Annotated in this window: 21 protein-coding genes; 3 read left to right on the forward strand and 18 right to left on the reverse strand. The window is 45.7% G+C overall.

The features are described from left to right. Window positions 1-109: 109 nt before the first annotated feature. From rlmM to pomA, 7 genes are all read right to left on the reverse strand, one after another. Window positions 110-1,201 carry a 23S rRNA (cytidine(2498)-2'-O)-methyltransferase RlmM gene (gene rlmM, locus R7H07_RS16170; RefSeq protein WP_017820611.1) on the reverse strand — a complete coding sequence of 364 codons (1,092 nt, stop codon included), beginning with the start codon at window positions 1,199-1,201 and terminating at the stop codon, window positions 110-112. Beyond that, window positions 1,198-1,596, reverse strand: a complete 399-nt coding sequence (locus R7H07_RS16175) for a DUF423 domain-containing protein (protein WP_047010151.1) — start codon at window positions 1,594-1,596, stop codon at window positions 1,198-1,200. The genes rlmM and R7H07_RS16175 overlap by 4 nt, the downstream gene beginning before the upstream one ends. After that, complete coding sequence (locus tag R7H07_RS16180; protein WP_017820609.1) at window positions 1,586-2,209, reverse strand: alpha/beta fold hydrolase; 624 nt, start codon at window positions 2,207-2,209, stop codon at window positions 1,586-1,588. The genes R7H07_RS16175 and R7H07_RS16180 overlap by 11 nt, the downstream gene beginning before the upstream one ends. Next, window positions 2,190-3,110 carry a transcriptional regulator GcvA gene (locus R7H07_RS16185; protein ID WP_005383616.1) on the reverse strand — a complete coding sequence of 307 codons (921 nt, stop codon included), beginning with the start codon at window positions 3,108-3,110 and terminating at the stop codon, window positions 2,190-2,192. The genes R7H07_RS16180 and R7H07_RS16185 overlap by 20 nt, the downstream gene beginning before the upstream one ends. 510 nt (window positions 3,111-3,620) lie before the next feature. Further along, on the reverse strand, window positions 3,621-5,069 hold the full coding sequence (gene thiI / locus R7H07_RS16190; RefSeq protein ID WP_005383617.1) for a tRNA uracil 4-sulfurtransferase ThiI: 1,449 nt from the start codon (window positions 5,067-5,069) through the stop codon (window positions 3,621-3,623). 211 nt (window positions 5,070-5,280) lie between these two features. Further along, the gene (locus R7H07_RS16195; RefSeq protein WP_042521210.1) at window positions 5,281-6,228 is read right to left on the reverse strand and encodes a flagellar motor protein MotB; all 948 of its coding nucleotides are present in this window, start codon (window positions 6,226-6,228) and stop codon (window positions 5,281-5,283) included. Between the two features lie 14 nt (window positions 6,229-6,242). Next, entirely contained in the window at window positions 6,243-7,004 is a 762-nt protein-coding gene (gene pomA, locus R7H07_RS16200; RefSeq protein WP_005381564.1) for a flagellar motor protein PomA, read from the reverse strand. A 263-nt stretch (window positions 7,005-7,267) separates the two neighbouring features. Here pomA and xseB point away from each other — a divergent pair, with 263 nt between their 5' ends. Genes xseB through dxs form a run of 3 tightly spaced genes read left to right on the forward strand, consistent with a single transcriptional unit; the run spans window position 7,268 to window position 10,302 of the window. Next, the gene (gene xseB / locus R7H07_RS16205) at window positions 7,268-7,510 is read left to right on the forward strand and encodes an exodeoxyribonuclease VII small subunit (protein WP_005381566.1); all 243 of its coding nucleotides are present in this window, start codon (window positions 7,268-7,270) and stop codon (window positions 7,508-7,510) included. A gap of 21 nt (window positions 7,511-7,531) precedes the next feature. After that, complete coding sequence (ispA, locus tag R7H07_RS16210; protein ID WP_065274231.1) at window positions 7,532-8,416, forward strand: (2E,6E)-farnesyl diphosphate synthase; 885 nt, start codon at window positions 7,532-7,534, stop codon at window positions 8,414-8,416. Between the two features lie 20 nt (window positions 8,417-8,436). After that, the gene (dxs, locus tag R7H07_RS16215) at window positions 8,437-10,302 is read left to right on the forward strand and encodes a 1-deoxy-D-xylulose-5-phosphate synthase (protein WP_005381568.1); all 1,866 of its coding nucleotides are present in this window, start codon (window positions 8,437-8,439) and stop codon (window positions 10,300-10,302) included. Window positions 10,303-10,349: 47 nt separating this feature from the next. Here dxs and pgpA read toward each other — a convergent pair whose 3' ends face one another. The 11 genes from pgpA to crl all read right to left on the reverse strand — a co-directional run bounded on the left by pgpA (window position 10,350) and on the right by crl (window position 19,753). Beyond that, window positions 10,350-10,856, reverse strand: a complete 507-nt coding sequence (pgpA, locus tag R7H07_RS16220) for a phosphatidylglycerophosphatase A (RefSeq protein ID WP_053350269.1) — start codon at window positions 10,854-10,856, stop codon at window positions 10,350-10,352. A 91-nt stretch (window positions 10,857-10,947) separates the two neighbouring features. Next, a complete protein-coding gene (thiL, locus tag R7H07_RS16225; protein ID WP_053350268.1) occupies window positions 10,948-11,913 on the reverse strand; it encodes a thiamine-phosphate kinase in 966 nt (321 codons plus the stop codon). A 78-nt stretch (window positions 11,914-11,991) separates the two neighbouring features. Then, a complete protein-coding gene (gene nusB / locus R7H07_RS16230) occupies window positions 11,992-12,459 on the reverse strand; it encodes a transcription antitermination factor NusB (RefSeq protein WP_005381571.1) in 468 nt (155 codons plus the stop codon). Beyond that, complete coding sequence (gene ribE / locus R7H07_RS16235) at window positions 12,459-12,929, reverse strand: 6,7-dimethyl-8-ribityllumazine synthase (protein WP_005381572.1); 471 nt, start codon at window positions 12,927-12,929, stop codon at window positions 12,459-12,461. The genes nusB and ribE overlap by 1 nt, the downstream gene beginning before the upstream one ends. A 169-nt stretch (window positions 12,930-13,098) precedes the next feature. Then, entirely contained in the window at window positions 13,099-14,208 is a 1,110-nt protein-coding gene (gene ribBA, locus R7H07_RS16240; protein WP_005381573.1) for a bifunctional 3,4-dihydroxy-2-butanone-4-phosphate synthase/GTP cyclohydrolase II, read from the reverse strand. Window positions 14,209-14,381: 173 nt separating this feature from the next. Continuing rightward, window positions 14,382-15,035, reverse strand: coding sequence for a riboflavin synthase (locus R7H07_RS16245; protein WP_005383626.1), 654 nt, complete (start codon window positions 15,033-15,035; stop codon window positions 14,382-14,384). A gap of 8 nt (window positions 15,036-15,043) precedes the next feature. Next, window positions 15,044-16,171, reverse strand: a complete 1,128-nt coding sequence (gene ribD / locus R7H07_RS16250) for a bifunctional diaminohydroxyphosphoribosylaminopyrimidine deaminase/5-amino-6-(5-phosphoribosylamino)uracil reductase RibD (RefSeq protein WP_033905840.1) — start codon at window positions 16,169-16,171, stop codon at window positions 15,044-15,046. Window positions 16,172-16,178: 7 nt separating this feature from the next. Then, the gene (nrdR, locus tag R7H07_RS16255) at window positions 16,179-16,628 is read right to left on the reverse strand and encodes a transcriptional regulator NrdR (protein ID WP_005381578.1); all 450 of its coding nucleotides are present in this window, start codon (window positions 16,626-16,628) and stop codon (window positions 16,179-16,181) included. A gap of 206 nt (window positions 16,629-16,834) precedes the next feature. Beyond that, window positions 16,835-18,085 carry a glutamate-5-semialdehyde dehydrogenase gene (locus R7H07_RS16260; RefSeq protein ID WP_017635685.1) on the reverse strand — a complete coding sequence of 417 codons (1,251 nt, stop codon included), beginning with the start codon at window positions 18,083-18,085 and terminating at the stop codon, window positions 16,835-16,837. Window positions 18,086-18,102: 17 nt separating this feature from the next. Further along, window positions 18,103-19,242 carry a glutamate 5-kinase gene (gene proB, locus R7H07_RS16265; RefSeq protein WP_017820604.1) on the reverse strand — a complete coding sequence of 380 codons (1,140 nt, stop codon included), beginning with the start codon at window positions 19,240-19,242 and terminating at the stop codon, window positions 18,103-18,105. 121 nt (window positions 19,243-19,363) lie between these two features. After that, entirely contained in the window at window positions 19,364-19,753 is a 390-nt protein-coding gene (crl, locus tag R7H07_RS16270) for a sigma factor-binding protein Crl (RefSeq protein WP_005381584.1), read from the reverse strand.

The raw sequence follows: 19,753 nt of genomic DNA on the forward strand, positions 1-19,753 counted from the left end.
TGTCCGATGGTAGTTTCACACCATGAAATCCGGCAGATATTAAAAAAGCGCCATTTGAAGGCGCTTTTTCTATTCTAATCACTATTCCCAAAAGACTCGGGGAATAAAGTTAGTAAGGTGAAATATTCGACAGACATTGGATATGAATCGTGATCTCTTCACGATCATGATACAAATGTTTAGCTTGTAGCTTGAACTTTACCTTATTATCAATGAGGAACTGCTTCAGATTTTCAAGGTCTTGCAGCACTTCGTCATAACGCCCTTTCATTGGCAGCTTAAGGTTAAAGATAGCCTCTTTTGCCCAACCTTTTAACAGCCACTGTCCCATCAGGTGAGCAACACGAGCTGGCTTTTCCACCATGTCACAAACAATCCATGTTACGTTCTTGCGGTCTGGTTCGAACTTAAAACCATCCACCATATGGTGTTTGATCTGGCCAGTTTCCATCAAACTGTCTGCCATCATGCCGTTATCAACGCAGTGAACGAACATTGAGCGCTTCACTAATTGGTACGTCCAACCGCCTGGACATGCACCTAAATCCACACCCCACATACCTGGTGCCAAACGCTCATCCCACTCTTCACGTGGAATAAAGACATGAAATGCTTCTTCCAGTTTAAGTGTTGAACGACTTGGGGCGTCTGCTGGGAATTTAAGGCGAGGGATACCCATGAAGAACTGTGAGTTGTTGTCAGTGTAAGAGTAACCAACGTAACAGTGGCCAGGCTCAACAAAGCAAATGTGCAGTACTGGTTTTTTCGCGTTATCTTTGTTCAGCATTAAGCCTTTGCCGCGCAACGCTTGACGCATTGGGACGGTAAACTTACGGCAGAATTTCAGTAGCTCTTTCGCTTCATTTGTATCTGGCGTTTCAATTCTCAAATCACCACAACGAGGGAATGCTTCGATGTCTGCTAGTTCATTCAAAATTGGACTAATTCGGTCATCACTTGGCAACGATTGAAACTCAGCTGCTACCGCAAACATTTGTCGAGCAAAAATTAAAGACTTAAAGTCTAAACCTCTCGCAAGTTTGTCGGCATCTCCATCTTGGTAACACTCGAAGACAACATAACCTGAGTTTCTCTTCACACGAGGGAAGCCATACACTTCCAACTGTGTCGCTTTGTCCTGAATTTCACCAGCACACTCTTTCTCAAAGCCAGAACGGCAATAGAGCATTAGTTGTTTCACTTGGAGACCTCTTTGATATTGAACGCAGCAAAAAAGAACAGACACCAACCAATCATGAACAGTAATCCTCCCACAGGAGTAATTGGCCCAAACCACTTAATGCCCGTCAGCGCCAGCGCGTAAAGACTGCCGCTAAAACAAAAGATGCCGATAATAAAGCAAATCGCCGCAATGAAAAAATATTTTTGTGCTTTTTGTCCCAAATTGAGCAGAAGCAGAATGGCACAAAACACAATCGCCAACGTGTGAATAAATTGATACAGAACTCCGGTCTCAAATACACCGAGCAAATAAGGGGCCAGTGTCGCTTTTAGCCCATGAGCAGCAAATGCTCCAAGAGCGACCGAAAGCAGCCCAGACAATCCAGAGAATGAGAGTAACCACTTACTTTTCACTGTACACCTCTTTTATAAACGCCGCTAACTGCTCTATCGCGAGTGTAATGTTACCTACTTCAGTATGACCTGAGATCTTGCGCGGTTTGAAGCTGTGGTCACCATCAGGTAAAAAGCTCACCGTTACTTGTGACGAAAGGACGAAATCATCGAATTCCTCACGCTTACCAAAGGTGTCTCGTTCCCCTTGAAGAATCAGCGTAGGTTTCTCAATGGTTGCTAAGTGCTCGCCTTTGTATTTCTCTGGCTTTCCTGGCGGGTGAAATGGAAACCCTAAACAGGCAATGCCCGCCACCAGCTCATTTTCAGCCAACAAGCTCGACATACGACCGCCCATTGACTTACCACCAATAACCACGGGAGAAGAAGTAAAGTGAGCGATCACTTCGCTGTATGCTTCGAGCAACTTTGGCGCGCGATCGGGCGGACGCTTTTTGCCATCTTCCGAACGTTTCACCATGTAAGGGAAATTAAAACGCACTACACGAATACCTTGCTCCACTAATCCTTTGGCGACAGCTGTCATGAAGTCATGCTCCATCCCCGCACCTGCGCCGTGAGCAAAAATAAACAGCGGTCCGTTTTCAGGTCCCTCAGCTATCCAGTGATTCATCCAATACTTCCTCTTGTTCTTTTCTCGCGGTTGCTAACATCCAGTCTCTAAACGTTGCGATTCGGCCCATATCTGCCTGCTGTTCATGACACACCACATAGAATGCATTCTTAGATATCAACACCTCGTCGAATGGTGCAATGAGTCGTCCGGCTTCCATTTCAGGTTTGGCGAGTACGTTGTTACCGAGCGCGACCCCCTGACCGTGCGCAGCAGCCTGTAGCACCATCGTTGAGTGACTAAAAATAGGACCGTGGTTTACGTTGATGCCTTCAATGTTGTAATGACGAGCAAACTGCTTCCAGTCTTTACGCGAAGTATCGTGTAACAAAGTATGTAATTTGAGGTCACTTAAAGATTCTAATGGTTTGTTACCCAAAAGTAATGAAGGTGAACAAAGTGGGATCAAAAACTCTTGGTACAATTTATCTGCTCGCAAACCTGGCCAGTTCCCACGGCCATAGTAGATCGCCACATCAACATCATCAGTCAGTGAGCCTTCATCCATATCTACGGCTTTAATACGTACATCGATATCGGGCTCTTGAGCATTAAAATCGGCCAAACGAGGTACAAGCCATTGGATAGCAAAACTCGGCGGTAGGCTAATCGTCAATGCCCCTTTTTCGCTACGTTCCAACACCTTATCTGTCGCTTCCGCAATCGAGGTGAAAATATCTTTGATATCGAGAAAGTAACTTTGGCCTTCTTCTGTTAACAACAAAGAACGATTACGTCGACGGAAGAGCTTCAATGATAAGAACTCTTCAAGCGCTTTAATCTGGTGACTGACCGCGGCTTGAGTAACAAATAATTCTTCTGCTGCTCGTGTAAAACTGAGATGACGAGCAGCCGCTTCGAAGACTCGAAGCGAATTTAATGGAGGCAATCTGCGAGACATATGGGACCTCTAATAGGATTAGTTTTTTTAATCTGAAACATTATAAAATGTCCGTTGTCGAACAGCCAGATAAATTCTATATTTCACCCCGCAACACGGGCCTGAACGGCTTGATTTCTTTGGAAATCAATTGGCTTCGTTGTTGCGATGTTGTGTTTGCAAACTCGTATTTCGAGTTAGGTAGATTTCTACCATAATGTTTTGTCCACACTCCCTGTGACAAAACATATACTTCCTGTATTTATTTTTGACCTGTCTGTCAAATTTGTTACACCGCCTAAATTAGGCGGTGTTTTTTTATCTATCAAAAATCTCATCCGCATATCTGGCAGCAATATCACTTTATTACTCTTCTTTCGGATTAATTATCGTTATATCAACACAAAGTGTATGGCTTTGCGATGAGCCTCAACATTATGCTAAGTAATGGTTGTCTGTAACGCGATCAAAAACAAAAAAGGCGCAAATTGATGTCTCAATTTGCGCCTTTTAACGTATTTTAACAGTCAGCTATGGACGGTAAACTTTTACGTTGCTGAAGCCTTGCTCTTGCAAGTAAAGCGCTTGCAGACGGCTCATCACACCGCGGTCACAGTAAAGTAGGTATGTCTTAGACTGGTCTAAGTCACCAAACTGTGTACCCAGCTTGTAGAAAGGGATATGTTTCACATCCACACCTTCGATTTCAAGTGGGTTATCGTCTTCCTCTTCAGGACTACGAATATCTAGCACAACCGCGTGCTCTTCTACCGCTTGAACTTGCTCTACTTCTGGTGCGGCTTGCTCAGACTCTTTCGCAATATCACGAATGTCCATCATGCGAGCTTCTTGAACCACTTGCTCAAGGATACTAAAGTCGAATTTCTCTTCTTCAGCTTCTAGCTTGCCTTTCACCGCTTTCACGGTTGGCTTCTTAGAGATAACACCACAGTATTCTGGCATTGTCTTCGCGAAATCTTCTGTGCCGATTTCACGTGCTAGATTGATGATGTCTTCTTTATCCCAGTTGATAAGTGGACGCAGAATCAGCGTGTCAGTTACGTTATCGATGTGGCGTAGATTGGTTAGCGTTTGGCTCGATACTTGACCTAGCGCTTCACCTGTTACCAATGCTTCGATCTTCATCTTCTGAGCGATCATGCCTGCTGCACGCATAAACATACGCTTCAAGATCACGCCCATTTGGCCGTCATCGACTTTCTCTAGGATTTCCGCAACCACAGGCTCGAAATCAACTGAGATAAAACGTACTTTTGCTGAAGAACCGTATTTGTTCCATAGGTAGTGAGAAACCTGCTTAACGCCGATTTCGTGTGCTGGACCACCTAAGTTAAAGAAGCAGTAATGTACTTTTGAACCACGCTTGATATGAAGATAGCTTGAAACACCAGAGTCGAAACCACCCGAGATCAGGCTTAACACGTCTTCTTGCGTACCCAGTGGGAAACCACCTAGGCCTTTATGACGAGACAATACTTGGTTTAGCTTGTCGTTCGAGACTTCCACCTTGATCGTCACGTCTGGGTTTCGTAGCTTAACACTAGCGCTTTCAATCGCTTGATTTAAACCACCGCCTACATAACGCTCTAGTTCAATGGAGGTAAAGTCATGCTTGCCACGACGCTTCGCACGTACAACAAAGGTTTTATTTTCGAGTGCAGCACGGTTGAGTTCTAGCACTTGCTCGAAGATATCGTGCAAGTCTTTAAATTCAGTTTGCTTCACTTCCAGTACGTGGTGAATGCCTGGTGTATGAGTCAAAACCTCAAGAACTTCAGCGTGGAATTCGTTACTCTCAGAGGTCACTTCAATGTGATCACGACGGTTAAATACCGCGACAGACTCCGTGCGGCTCTTAATGATGTTACGAATGTTGCACTCTAAAATCTTTGTGAAGCGCTTACGCACAGATTCACTTTTTACAAAAATTTCTGGATGGGGCTTTACAATAAATTTCATAGTCTAATTCGCAGGTTAGTTTCGCAATCAACAAAGAGTGACACTCAACTTCAATACTTCATACGCAGTAAAACCGCGTTTCAGTCACAAAAAGTAGTCTGAGCTCACTTTTAAGGCGCAAGATTATACACCCAAGCGGATTGGAAAAACAAAAAAAGCGAGCAATCTGCTCGCTTTCTTATCTCTTTACTGACTTAAAACTAAAGCCTAGTTATTGAATTACCGGCACTTCTTCACTGTAGAGAGGCTCGCCTTGCATAATGCTGATTTCAACCCGTCGGTTAAGCGCGCGATTTTCATCAGAATCATTCGGTAACAAGGGTTCCGTATCCGCCATGCCTCGTACTCTTAAACGTTGATGAGAGAAGCCTCTCACTTTCTCCATCTCTTGCGCGACTGATACTGCACGCTGAGAAGAGAGATCCCAGTTAGAACGATAAAGTTCCGAGTCTAGCGGTCGATTGTCTGTATGGCCAGATACTCGAACAATGCCTGGCACGTCTTTTACTAGCTCTGCAATCTGACGAACTAAAGGACGAAACTTAGGCTGCAAGAAGGCCGAACCTTCTGGGAATGCACCTTTTTCACGCATACGTATAACAATCTGCTGACCGAGGTTTTCAACTTCAATGGCGCCTTGTTCAATCTCTCGCTCTAAGGCTTTCTTGATGCTTTCCATCAAGGTTTCCATCTCTTGCGACATCTCTTTAGATTGCTGCTGCTGCATGTCCGCTTCGGCAGATTCATTGTTTTGAGTTGACGTTTCTGGCGATTGCCCACCCGTTAACTTGCCTTCATCACGTTTTGTGCCACCAGCTCGATCAGACTCCCCTTCATGAAATTCGAGCGTCTGCTGAGTGATGTCCATGGTTTGCTGCATGATGACATCAATCGGAGTTGGTTCCGGCCGACCCGGTCGAAACTCTTGGGCAATAATGCTAGTACCTTTGGGAATGTCTTTCACTTCAAGCTGATTTTGCACACCGAAGGCAAATTTCATTGATCCTGCAATTTGTTTGAACTTCAGTACATCCATCTCAGAAAACGAGAGCAGAAGAACAAAGAAACACATTAGTAGCGACATCAAATCTGCAAATGTCCCCATCCATAACGGGAGGCCAGGTGGCGGACAATCGCATTTGTTATCTTCATCATCCATCACGACTCTCCAAGTTACTCGTCAATCTCAAGGGCACGTTTACCTTCATTGAGGTAGTTCTTCAAGTAACTATCGATCACTCGCGGGTTTTGGCCATCTTGAATCGCTAATACGCCATCCATGATCAAACGGCGATTTAGCGTTTCTTGGTCACGGCGAAGAGAAAGCTTATCCGCAATAGGGAAAAACACCATATTGGACAGGATCGCGCCATACAATGTGGTCAAGAGTGCAACGGCCATTGCTGGTCCAATCGCTTTAGGGTCATCCATGTTTGAAAGCATCGCAACAAGACCAACCAAGGTACCAATCATTCCCATCGCAGGAGCAACGTCGCCAAAGGCGCGAAATACACCAGTACCTTGCGTATGTCGTTCATCTGTAAGCGCGATGTCTTTTTTGAGTGCCGCTCTCACAACGTCGGCATCATGGCCATCAACCAGTAGATCAATGCCTTTCTGCATGAATGTGTTGTTTATTTCCATCTCTTCAAGAGCAAGAAAACCACCTTTACGCGCCGCGTCGGCCATTTCCACAATTTTTGCGATCAGGTCTTCGGGTTCATCCGCTTTAAACATGAAGGCTTTGCCAGCAATCTTTGTCGCACCAAAAAACTGTCCCATTGTGAACTTCATCAACACGACGAATATTGAGCCACCAACGACAATAAGGATCGACGTGACATCGACAAACATGCCGATGCTGCCACCAAGCACCATCGCCATAATGACGAATGCAAAACCACCAATCAAACCTAATAGGGTTGCTAAATCCACAAAGCACTCCTCACGCTATACTCAAATACTGCCATTGGGCGGATTATTACCTGTATCGACAACTCGCGCAGAATTTTTAGAAAAATCTTAGCTAATGGATCACAAATTACACCTAACAACCTCAACCAAAATATGGGGTTTCACCGCTTAGACTCGTTGAACGCTAATTTTGTGACAATTATATAAGGTTAAATTTGACCAAGTTACTAGGCTAAGGTAACTTTCGTGCATCTTACCCGAGGCTTGATTAAGGCAGAAAAAAGATGGCGGTCAAGAAACCAGAAAACATGACCTTTGAAGCAACCATTGAAGAGCTTGATAGCTTGGTTGATCAATTAGAAAATGGCGATCTTGCTCTAGATGATGCCCTGCGTAAGTTTGAACGAGGCATTGCCTTAGCTCGTGCAGGCCAAACTAAATTAAGCGACGCCGAACAGCGCGTGAGCATTCTTCTTAGTGAAGATGATGAAGCACCACTGAGTGACTTCAAACCAGATTCAGAATAACAATCAGTAGTGAGCAATGTGATGCAACAGACATTGACGTCTTTTCAACAAAGAAACAATCAGCAATTGAATTTGTGGCTCGATCAGCTTCCATATCAAGAGCAGCCATTGATTCAAGCAATGAAATACGGCCTTTTGCTAGGTGGAAAACGCGTTCGCCCTTTTCTTGTTTACATCACAGGTCAAATGCTCGGCTGTAAACCTGAAGACTTAGACACCCCCGCCGCTGCTATCGAATGTATACATGCCTACTCACTCATTCATGATGATCTGCCAGCCATGGACGATGATGAACTGCGTCGAGGTCAACCAACTTGTCATATTAAGTTTGATGAAGCAACCGCAATACTGACAGGTGACGCACTACAAACTCTTGCCTTCACTATTATTGCTGATGGTCAATTAAGCCCGGCGGCTGAAGCTCAACGCATCAACATGATCAAAGCCTTAGCGCATTCCTCTGGTGCCAGCGGCATGTGTGTAGGGCAAGCCTTAGATTTAGGCGCGGAAAATCGCCTAGTTTCTCTTGAAGAAATGGAAGAGATACACCGTAAAAAAACCGGAGCTCTGATTGATTGTGCGGTAAAATTAGGTGCATTAGCTGCTGGTGAGAAAGGTATCGAGGTTCTACCTCACTTGGAGCGCTACTCAAAAGCAATTGGTTTGGCGTTTCAGGTTCAAGACGATATTCTTGATATCATCAGTGACACAGAAACACTGGGTAAGCCTCAAGGTTCCGACCAAGGTCTGAATAAGAGCACTTATCCTTCCCTGCTGGGTTTAGAGGGAGCCATAGAGAAAGCTCACACTCTGTTACAGGAAGCACTTCAAGCATTGGAAGCTATCCCATACAATACTCAGTTACTCGAAGAGTTCGCCCGATATGTCATCGAGCGCAAAAATTAACACTATAAGCGCGCATTTATATGACTCTTGATATTTCAAAGTACCCAACACTGGCGTTAGCAAATACACCGGAAGAATTACGTCTTCTTCCGAAAGAAACATTACCAAATCTGTGTGATGAACTGCGAACGTATCTGCTAAATTCAGTGAGCCAATCTAGCGGACACTTAGCGTCTGGCTTAGGCACCGTGGAGCTAACTGTCGCTCTGCATTATGTTTACAACACCCCTATCGACAAATTGATCTGGGATGTTGGTCATCAGGCTTACCCGCATAAAATCCTCACCGGACGTCGCGATAAAATGCCAACAATTCGCCAAAAGGATGGTCTACACCCTTTCCCTTGGCGTGAAGAAAGTGAATATGACACCTTATCTGTCGGCCACTCTTCGACATCGATTAGTGCAGGTCTTGGCATGGCCATCAGCGCACAAAAAGAAGGTAAAGGCCGCAAAATCGTCAGTGTGATTGGTGATGGCGCAATTACAGCAGGCATGGCATTCGAAGCCATGAACCACGCTGGCGACGTTCATCCTGATATGTTGGTGATTTTGAACGACAACGAAATGTCGATTTCAGAAAACGTCGGCGCCCTGAATAACCACCTTGCGAAAGTACTTTCTGGCAGCTTGTACACTTCTATCCGTGAAGGCGGCAAGAAAGTGCTGTCTGGTGTCCCACCTATTAAAGAGTTGGTTCGCCGTACGGAAGAGCACCTAAAAGGCATGGTAGTGCCTGGTACTCTGTTCGAAGAGTTCGGCTTTAATTACATTGGCCCGATTGATGGACACGACGTCAATGAACTCGTCAAAACGCTGAAAAATATGCGTGAGCTCAAAGGTCCTCAGTTCCTACACATCATGACCAAGAAAGGCAAAGGTTATGAGCCTGCCGAGAAAGATCCTATCGGCTACCATGGTGTTCCTAAATTCGATCCAACGCATAATTGTCTGCCGAAGAGCAGTGGCGGTAAGCCAACTTACTCAAAGATCTTCGGTGACTTTTTATGTGACATGGCGGCCCAAGATCCTAAGCTAATGGCAATTACGCCAGCAATGCGCGAAGGATCAGGTATGGTGCGTTTCTCAAAAGAGTACCCAGACCAATACTTTGATGTGGCGATTGCTGAGCAGCACGCAGTGACACTGGCAACAGGCATGGCAATTGCGGGCGATCATCCAATCGTTGCTATCTATTCGACTTTCTTGCAACGTGGTTATGACCAATTGATCCACGACATCGCGATCATGGACTTACCAGTGATGTTTGCGATCGACCGCGCAGGTCTCGTTGGCGCAGATGGTCAAACTCACCAAGGTGCGTTCGATTTGAGCTTTATGCGCTGTATTCCGAACATGGTGATCATGGCGCCAAGCGACGAAAACGAGTGCCGACAAATGCTTTACACTGGCCATAAGCATTCTGGCCCGAGTGCGGTTCGATACCCTCGTGGTAGCGGAATGGGCGTAGAAATCGAAACTGAGTTTACGGCTTTAGAAATCGGTAAAGGACGCATGGTTCGCCAAGGTGAAAAAGTTGCTATTCTGAGCTTTGGTACTTTCTTGGGTAACGCGCTAGAAGCGGCAGAATACCTTAACGCCACTGTTGCTGATATGCGCTTTGTGAAGCCGCTCGATGAGGCATTGATTCGTCAACTAGCCGCAGATCATGACGTGCTCGTGACGTTAGAAGAAAATGTTATCGCGGGTGGTGCTGGTGCTGGTGTCGTTGAGTTCATGATGAAAGATAAAATCATTAAACCTGTGTTGAACCTAGGTTTACCAGATGAGTTTATTCATCAGGGAACACAAGATGAACTGCATGAAGAGCTTGGTCTCGATGCAAAAGGAATTGAAAAATCCATCTTGGATTATTTAGCAAAATAGAATGTAAAAAGGGATGCTCATAGCATCCCTTTTTTTACGGTCAACGTTTAATTCATCCAGCCCGCATATTTTGCGACTAGAAACAGGGCAACACCGGCCATAACTCCCGCCACGATATCATCAACCATAATACCCAGCCCACCGTGAACTCGCTTATCTAGCCACCCAATTGGCCAAGGTTTTACCATATCGAAAAAACGAAACAAGATGAAGCCAGTGATCAACCACTTCCATTCAGTGAGTGGAATATTCAGTGCAGGTACAATGCTCATCGTAATCCAAAAGCCCGCAAACTCATCCCATACGATTGAACCATGATCATGTACTTTCATGTCTGCAGAGGTCACTTGGCATATTTGAATGCCGATCACACACGAAATCAGAACAACAATGACATACGCCGTAAATGGTAATTGTGCCAACAACAAAAATAAAGGCACGGCCGCCAGTGTGCCCATTGTTCCAGGGATAAACGGGGATAATCCACTGCCAAAACCCGTCGCCAATAGATGCCACGGGTTCTTTAATGAAATCAGAGAAAGAGGGTTGGTCATATCCTTAAACCTATACTGCTAGTTTGGTTTCAATCGTCATGCCTGCGAGTTACTCAATAGTAACAGGCTCTTGGCTAGAGCTTAGCTCAGATCATTTAAAGTGGTCGAAGCCACTTAAGTCCCAATCAAGTGGTTGATTGTTATCATGCAGCTCGAAGGTTCCATTTGGTCGGATTTGACCAATACATGTGACCTTACAGCCAGTATGAGACAAAGCGCTTTGTAACGAGCCTCGATTTTGCTCCGGCACGGTAAAACACAACTCGTATTCTTCGCCACTTGCTAAAGCATACTTCTGCGCGCTGATCTTATCATCTAAAAACTGGACTAATTCTGAAGAGATCGGTAGCTGAGAGACATCAATACTCACCCCAACCTGAGATCGCTGTAAAATGTGCTTAATATCAGAGATTAAACCATCTGAAATATCTATCGCCGAAGAGGCTAGGCCAACCAGAGCCTGACCAGCGAGCACACGAGGAGAACTAAGGTAATGAGCTCGCTCTAGTGCTTCCGCGCCGGCTCTACTGCGCAGAGAGTCATCTAGAATCACATCCAAGCCAGCTTTTGCATCGCCAAGGTTTCCCGTTACGTATACCCAATCCCCAGGCTTGGCGCCGGATCGCGTGAGCGCTTTGTCTTCAGGTACAAAACCTTGCACCGTCAGTGTCAGACACAATGGGCCTTTGGTGGTATCACCGCCTATTAACTGAATACCATAGTAATCAGCCAGTTCGAAAAATGCATCACAGAAAGGTGCAAGCCATTCTTCATCTGGCTCAGGCATCGTTAATGCAAAGCTCACCCACGCAGGCGTTGCGCCCATCGCCGCCAAATCACTGATGTTAGAAGCCAATGCTTTGTGTGCGACCCATGCTGGGTTCGCGTCGGCTAAGAAATGCGTTCCAGCTACCAATGTATCCGTGCTAATCGCAATCTGAACATTAGCTGGCGCTTTGACCAAAGCGCAATCATCACCAGCGGCTAGATGGACATCTTTACGTTGGCTCTGACGACCGACGAAGTATTTGTCTATCAGATTAAATTCACCAGACATAATTCACTTACTTTTTGATGTAAAAGCTTTTGATACAAAAAAGGTCAGCATGTGCTGACCTTTTCATTGAAGAAATCGTTATTTCTTACGAATGTGAGGTGCTGCTTTATCAAGTACACCATTCACAAACTTGTGGCTATCTTCTGCTGCGAAAACTTTTGCAAGTTCAATCGCTTCATTGATAACAACTTTGTAAGGAACATCTTCGCGACGAGTCATCTCGTACATAGCAAGGCGAAGAAGAGCAAGTTCCATCATATCTAAATCCTGCATAGGACGAGAGATGTATGGACGAATTTTGCTATCTAGCTCAGCGTGGCTAAGTACAACACCGCTTAATAGTTCACGGAAGTAAGCTACGTCTGTCTCTGGAGCAGCAAGCGCTGGCTCAGATGCATGAAGTTCTTCTTCATCGTATTTGTCGCCAGACAAAAACTGTTCTTCAATCTTGGCAACATTCTCTTTAGTAATTTGCCATGAGTAGATCGCCTGTAGAGCGAATTGACGTGCGTTACGACGTGCGGCTGGTTTCACACTGGCCCCCATTAGGAATCAATTTCAGATAGTACATTAATCATTTCAAGTGCGCTTAGTGCAGCCTCTGCACCTTTATTACCAGCCTTGGTTCCTGCGCGTTCAATCGCTTGATCGATCGTATCAACAGTCAAAACACCAAATGCTACTGGAATGCTGAATTCCATAGACACTTGTGCTAGACCTTTGTTCATTTCACTACAAACATAGTCAAAGTGAGGCGTTCCACCGCGAATAACAGACCCTAGAGAAACAATAGCGTCGAATTTGCCAGTTTTAGCAACACGCTGAGCTACTAGAGGTAGTTCTACGGCACCTGGACAACGCACAACCGTGATGTTGTCTTCGCTTACTTGTCCGTGACGCTTTAGTGTATCGATCGCACCAGAAAGTAGGCTTTCGTTAATAAAACTGTTGAAACGAGAAATAACGATAGCAATTTTTGCATTTGGCGCTGGGAAGCCACCCTCGATCACTTTCATAAGCTTTCCTTTAACTCTATTTATAAGTGAAATATGTTCATCAAGTGAGAATCGCCGGATTCTAGCACAAATTTGTGAGCAATATCTAATGGAAATTGGAGGCAAATCACCGGTTCCTAGCCATTGACGAGTTAAGCACGTCAAAGACTAGGAACTTATTGTTCGGTTGTTACTCGCAGACGTACTCAACAACATTCAGACCAAAACCACCTAACGCGTGGTACTTTTTGTTGGTCGATGACAGAAGGCGCATATCATGTACACCGAGATCCGCAAGAATCTGTGAACCAACGCCAACACGGCGAGACGTGCCTTGTTTTTTAGCAAGCGTTGGGGCTTCACCTTTGTCTTGCGCTTCGAACATCTTCACGCGATGAATAAGTAGATCAGTCGATTCTTCATGGCCAAGAACAACCAACACACCGCCCTCTTCACCAATGCGTTTCATTGCCTTATCTAGTGTCCAACTGCGCTCTGCATTACGATCGCTACGTAGTAAGTCGGTAAAAACGTCTTGAAGATGTACGCGAACCAGTGGCGCTTTTTCTTTCAAATCGCCCTTGCACATTGCGTAGTGCACTTGGTTATCAATGGTGTCTTTGTACGTGACTAACGTGAACTCGCCAAACTCTGTCGGTAACTTGCACTCAGCCACACGTTCAATCGTTGTCTCAGTGTTATTGCGGTACTCAATTAGGTCGGCAATAGTGCCCAATTTAATACCGTGCTTCTCTGCAAAGATCTCTAGATCTGGGCGACGAGCCATCGTGCCGTCGTCATTTAAGATCTCAACAATCACCGATGCTGGCTCTAAACCAGCAAGACGAGCCAAATCACAGCCAGCTTCAGTGTGACCTGCGCGAGTCAGTACACCGCCGTCTTGAGCTGCGAGAGGGAAGATGTGACCAGGCTGCACCAAATCCGCAGCTTTAGCGTTTGGCGCGACTGCTGCTTGAACGGTACGTGCGCGATCTGCGGCTGAAATACCCGTCGTTACCCCTTCTGCTGCCTCAATCGAAACAGTAAAGTTGGTGGTGTATTGCGCATTATTGTCTTGCACCATTGGTGGCAGACCTAGACTTTCGCAACGATCTTTGGTCATGGTTAAACAAATCAGGCCACGGCCATAGGTTGCCATAAAGTTGATGGCTTCCGGCGTAATATGCTCGGCAGCCATGATCAAGTCACCTTCATTCTCGCGGTCTTCATCATCCATTAGGATGACCATTTTGCCTGCGCGAATATCATCAATAATTTCTTGTGGCGTACTGATTGGCATAGTCTGTTATCCCGTTATTCTAAATTTGTTATTGCGACAGCAATGAAAAATTACGTTGCAGTGAATGCTAGTTAGGTCAATAGTTTGAGCTTTGCATTAAGCAAGTCAATGAATCTCGCGGTGTTCTGTGAGTCTGCTCTTTATCGCATGCCTCACGCAGCCACTCCCAAGACTTATGCAAAACCGTTTTGCTGTAAAAAGTCCATCGTGATACGAGACTCGGCCTTATCTTCTTGTTGTCCTTGCAGTAAACGCTCCATATAACGCGCAAGTACATCAACTTCTAAGTTGACTTTGCGCCCCACTTGAAACTGGTCAATCGTAGTTTCTTCACTCGTATGAGGAACGATCGTCAGCTTAAAAGCATTTTTACGTAAGTCGTTGACGGTTAGGCTAATACCATCAACAGTAATCGAGCCTTTCTCTGCAACGTACTTGCTAATTTCCGCAGGCATTGCAACCCAAAACTCTATCGCACGGCCAACTGAATTGCGTTCGACAATTTCACCAACCCCATCGACATGGCCAGAAACGATATGTCCACCCAATCGCGTTGTTGGCAACATGGCTTTTTCTAGATTCACCTTATCGCCTACTTGGTAATCAGCAAACCCAGTTTTCTTCAAGGTTTCTAATGACAGATCAGCACTGTAATAGTGGCTTCCGAAGTCAACTACCGTTAAGCAAACACCATTGGTCGCAATGCTATCGCCTAACTTAACGTCTGACATATCAAGCGTACCCGTTTCAACCGTGACGGTGATGTCTTCGCCCTTCGGCGTAATCGCAGCTAACTTGCCAACTGCTTCTACTATTCCTGTAAACATACTATTTCTTATCTAATTTCATTACGTTTTATGGTGGCGGTGATGCGAATGTCTACCCCAACCATACGAACGTCTGTAATGTTTAAATCTATGACGTCAGCCATAGCGCTTAACCCTAAAGCACCGATAAGCCCCCGACCATCGCTGCCCATGAGTTTTGGCGCAAGGTAAACAATGAGCTCATCTACAAGATTAGCCTTTATCATCGCACTCGCTAGCGTAGCTCCAGCTTCAACCCATAAGTGATTGATGTGGTGCTCATCCGAGATACGTTTTAATGTCGTTGATAAGTCAATTTGGTCAGCGCTGTCCAATAGAGGGATACAGTCTCCATCAGAGCGAATAATAACTCGCTCTCCATCGGTGTGGAACAGCTTGAGCGCACCCGTTAAATGGTTCTGACGGTCTAAGATTACACGTACTGGTTGACGAAGTTCTTCTCGTAAATACTGCGCTTGAACACTGGTAGGTAAGTCATCCCAACGCACATTGAGTGACGCATTATCATCAATCACCGTTTTGCTGGTAGAGAGAATACCACCACTCATCGCTCGATAACGCTGCACATCTTGGCGGGCCGCAGGGGAGGTGATCCATTGGCTCTGACCATTACTGAGTGCGCTTTGCCCATCCAAACTGGCTGCCATTTTTAATTGAACAAACGGCATGCCTGTACGCATGTACTTTATAAAACCAGGGTTAAGGGCAAGGGCATCTTGCTCTAACAAGCCGATTTGTACTTCAATTCCTGCATCACGTAACATCTGGATGCCGCGACCTGCAACTTTCGGGTTTGGGTCTACCATGGCGCAAACCACACGTGCCACTTTGGCTTTAATCAGCCCTTCGGCACATGGCGGTGTACGGCCGTAATGAGAGCAAGGTTCTAGCGTCACATAAGCGGTTGCACCAACTGCTTTTTCACCCGCCATGCGCATCGCGTGCACTTCGGCATGCGGCTCACCAGCACGATGGTGATAGCCTTCACCGACAATTTCTTCATCACGAACGATGACACACCCTACATTTGGATTAGGGGCGGTGGTATAAATGCCACGTTTCGCTAACTTAATAGCTCGTGACATCATGGCGAAATCTAAATCAGAAAACGCTCTTTCAAGAGTGTGTTGAGTCATGAGCTACTCAGTCTTCTAGGCGGGCAATCTCTTCGCCAAACTCGCGAATATCTTCAAAGCTGCGGTAAACGGAAGCGAAACGAATGTAAGCCACCTTATCGAGCTCTTTGAGCTGGTCCATGACTAAATTACCAATCATTTCACTCGGAACCTCTCGCTCACCCGTCGCACGCAGTTGTGATTTGATCATACTGATCGCTAACTCTATAGAATCGGCACTCACTGGGCGTTTCTCTAAAGCGCGTTGAATACCGCCAACCATTTTATCTTCATCAAATGGTTCACGGTTGCCATTCGATTTGATCACTTTAGGCATCACTAACTCTGCGCTTTCAAACGTAGTGAAACGCTCGCTACACGCCAAGCACTGACGGCGACGTCGAACTTGATGGCCATCAGCCACTAAGCGGGAATCAATAACTTTGGTATCGTTCTCGGAACAAAAAGGACAATGCATATCACCTCCATATCTATACCAAAATAACCTCATGAGCAATCACGGATAACCACGCGTTCATGGTTATACGGACTCTATTAAAGCTATTTGGGTATAACGCTTTCAAACCGAAATAAAAGCTCATGTAGTGTAGCGGAATTGGTATGTTAGACAAAACAAAAAGGGGCGCAAAGGCCCCTTTTTCACTCAAGATCTCGTCGAATGTGTTAACTGCGTGCTAAGTAGTTCGCTTTACCAACCCACTTGTAGCTAGTTAGCTCTTCTAAGCCCATCGGACCGCGTGCATGTAGCTTTTGCGTAGATACTGCGACTTCTGCGCCAAGGCCAAATTGCGCACCGTCTGTAAAGCGCGTTGAAGCATTCACATAAACCGCCGCCGAACCGACAGAATTGATGAACAGCTCTGAGTTTTCCAAGCTATTGGTCATGATCGCATCTGAGTGGCTCGCGTTATGGACACGCATATGATCAATGGCATCTTTCACATCAGACACAACTTTTACACCAAGAGTGTAGCTCAACCATTCCGTATCAAAGTCACCTTCAACAGCATCGCGAATTTGTGTTGCTTGAGGCATCAGTGCTTTTGCCTTAGGCTCTGTCACGAAGGTCACTTTATCGTTCATGCGCTCTACGATCATTGGTAGGAATTGCGCTGCAATTTTTTCATGCACGAGCAGCGTATCTAATGAGTTACACGCAGATGGACGTTGAACTTTAGAGTTCTCAACCACATTCAGGGATTTCTCTAGATCAGCGGATTCGTCGACAAAGATATGGCTGATACCAAAGCCACCAATAATCACCGGAATCGTGCTGTTTTCTTTACACATTTTGTGTAGGCCAGCACCACCGCGTGGAATGATCATGTCGACGTAATCGTCCAACTTAAGCAATTGAGAAACAAGCTCACGATCTGGTTTTTCAATGTACTGCACAGAAGCGGCTGGAAGGTTCGCCTTTGCGAGCGCAGACTGAATAACCTTCACTAATTCCATATTCGAGAAAAAGGTCTCTTTGCCACCACGTAAAATGCTTGCGTTGCCGGTTTTCAAGCACAACGCTGCGATATCAATGGTTACGTTTGGACGCGCTTCATAAATTACGCCCACGACACCAAGCGGCACGCGACGACGAGACAGTGACATCCCATTTTCCAGTACCTTACTGTCTATTTCGCTGCCTACAGGATCGTTCAAGCTAATGACGTTGCGAACATCATTCGCAATTGCAGTCAATCGTTCTTCATTAAGCAAAAGGCGATCGAGCAGCGCATCGGTTAAACCCGCTTCACGGCCAAGTTCGATGTCTTTAGCGTTTGCCGCCAAAATAGCAGCAGAGTTTGCTTCTAGCTCATCAGCAATGATGGCTAATGCTTGGTTTTTTTGCGCAGTTGACGCTGTCGCTAATTCGAAAGCTGCATCTTTAGCAGCTTTACCCATATTCGTTAAATCCACTTTGCTTCCCTCTAATTCTATTCCTGAATGACGACCAAATCATCGCGGTGAATCACCTCAGAGCCATAATCATGACCCAAAATAGAGATGATATCTTTACTGTGCTTACCCGTAATTTTAGTTAGGTCATCACTTGAGTAGGCGCTGATGCCACGAGCCACCAACTTACCGTGAGCGTTTGTTACACGCGCCACTTCGCCTCGTGCGAAGTCACCACTAACTTTGATGACCCCTTTAGCAAGTAGGCTACTGCCCTTGCCGACCACAGCATTGACTGCACCATCATCAATAATGATGTCGCCCGATGCCGCAGGTCCCGCTAGAATCCAGCGTTTACGGTTCTCTAAGGCTTCAGCGCAAGGTAGGAAGCGCGTGCCCTGAGGTTCAGCACTTAAAGAGTCAAAGATAACATTCGGCGCACTACCAGCAGCAATAATAACCTCTATACCTGCGCGGCGAGCGATGTCTGCGGCTTGCAACTTCGTTGCCATACCACCAGTACCCAATGTTGTACCGCTTCCACCTGCGATTTTACGCAGCGTATCGTCGATGGTTTTTACTTCCTTGATAAGCTCTGCGTTCGGATCTCTACGAGGGTCAGCAGTAAACAGACCTTTTTGGTCCGTTAAAAGCAAGAGCTTATCTGCACCACATAAAATGCCTACCAAAGCGGAAAGGTTGTCGTTATCGCCAACTTTAATCTCGCTAGTCGCAACGGCATCATTTTCGTTTACGATAGGAACAATATCGTTCGCAACGAGCGCATTAATAGTGTCACGCGCGTTAAGGAATCGCTCACGATCTTCTAAATCGGCACGGGTTAGTAGCATTTGGCCGATCTTGATACCATAAATACCAAACAAAGACTCCCATGTTTGAATCAAGCGACTCTGCCCCACCGCGGCAAGTAACTGCTTACTCGCCATCTCGTTGGGCAATGCGGGGTAACCAAGATGCTCACGGCCTGCTGCAATCGCACCAGACGAAACCATTACGATTGAATGGCCTTGTTTTTTAAGCTCAGCACACTGGCGTGCTAACTCAACCATGTGTGCACGGTCGAGTGCCAGAGTGCCGCCTGTCAGCACACTTGTACCCAGTTTCACAACGACAGTTTGTGGTTGTGAAACAACTGCATTTTGTTGATTCGTTGTCATGATGTCTTCTGAAGTGAAAAACAAATAAAGAGAGGATGTTTTAACAATCAAATAGGGAATTAACAAGAGAAAAGGTGCGTTTTCGCACCTTTTTGTTTGGTATTAAATGAAAACAACCAAATTAAGCGAAATCGAAAGACTCCGTGTGATATTCGACTTCTAATTTGAAGTGTTCTTCTAAAGTATCAACCAGCTTTTGATGGAATGTGCTCTGCGTGAGATACACTTCCTCTACCACTTTTTTGGGAAGGGCTTCAGATACCCATTGCCCTTCTTTGTTGTACTTGCCAATATGATATTTAGCAGTAAAGCCTCCCTCGATGGATTCCAAATCCATCCACCAGCCCCAAAATTCACGCTTCTCAGGCGATTTTTTGTCGTCTACACATACAGATAAACAATCAAAATAATAGCGCCCTTCTTGCGATTGTGGTTCGCGCAGGTAAGGCCCTATCGCCTTCAACTTTGACATCAAGCGAAAGTGAGTCGGGCCCTGAGTCGTCTCTGACAT

Source organism: Vibrio sp. Vb1127 (assembly GCF_033338735.1).
GTDB classification, from domain to species: domain Bacteria; phylum Pseudomonadota; class Gammaproteobacteria; order Enterobacterales; family Vibrionaceae; genus Vibrio; species Vibrio alginolyticus.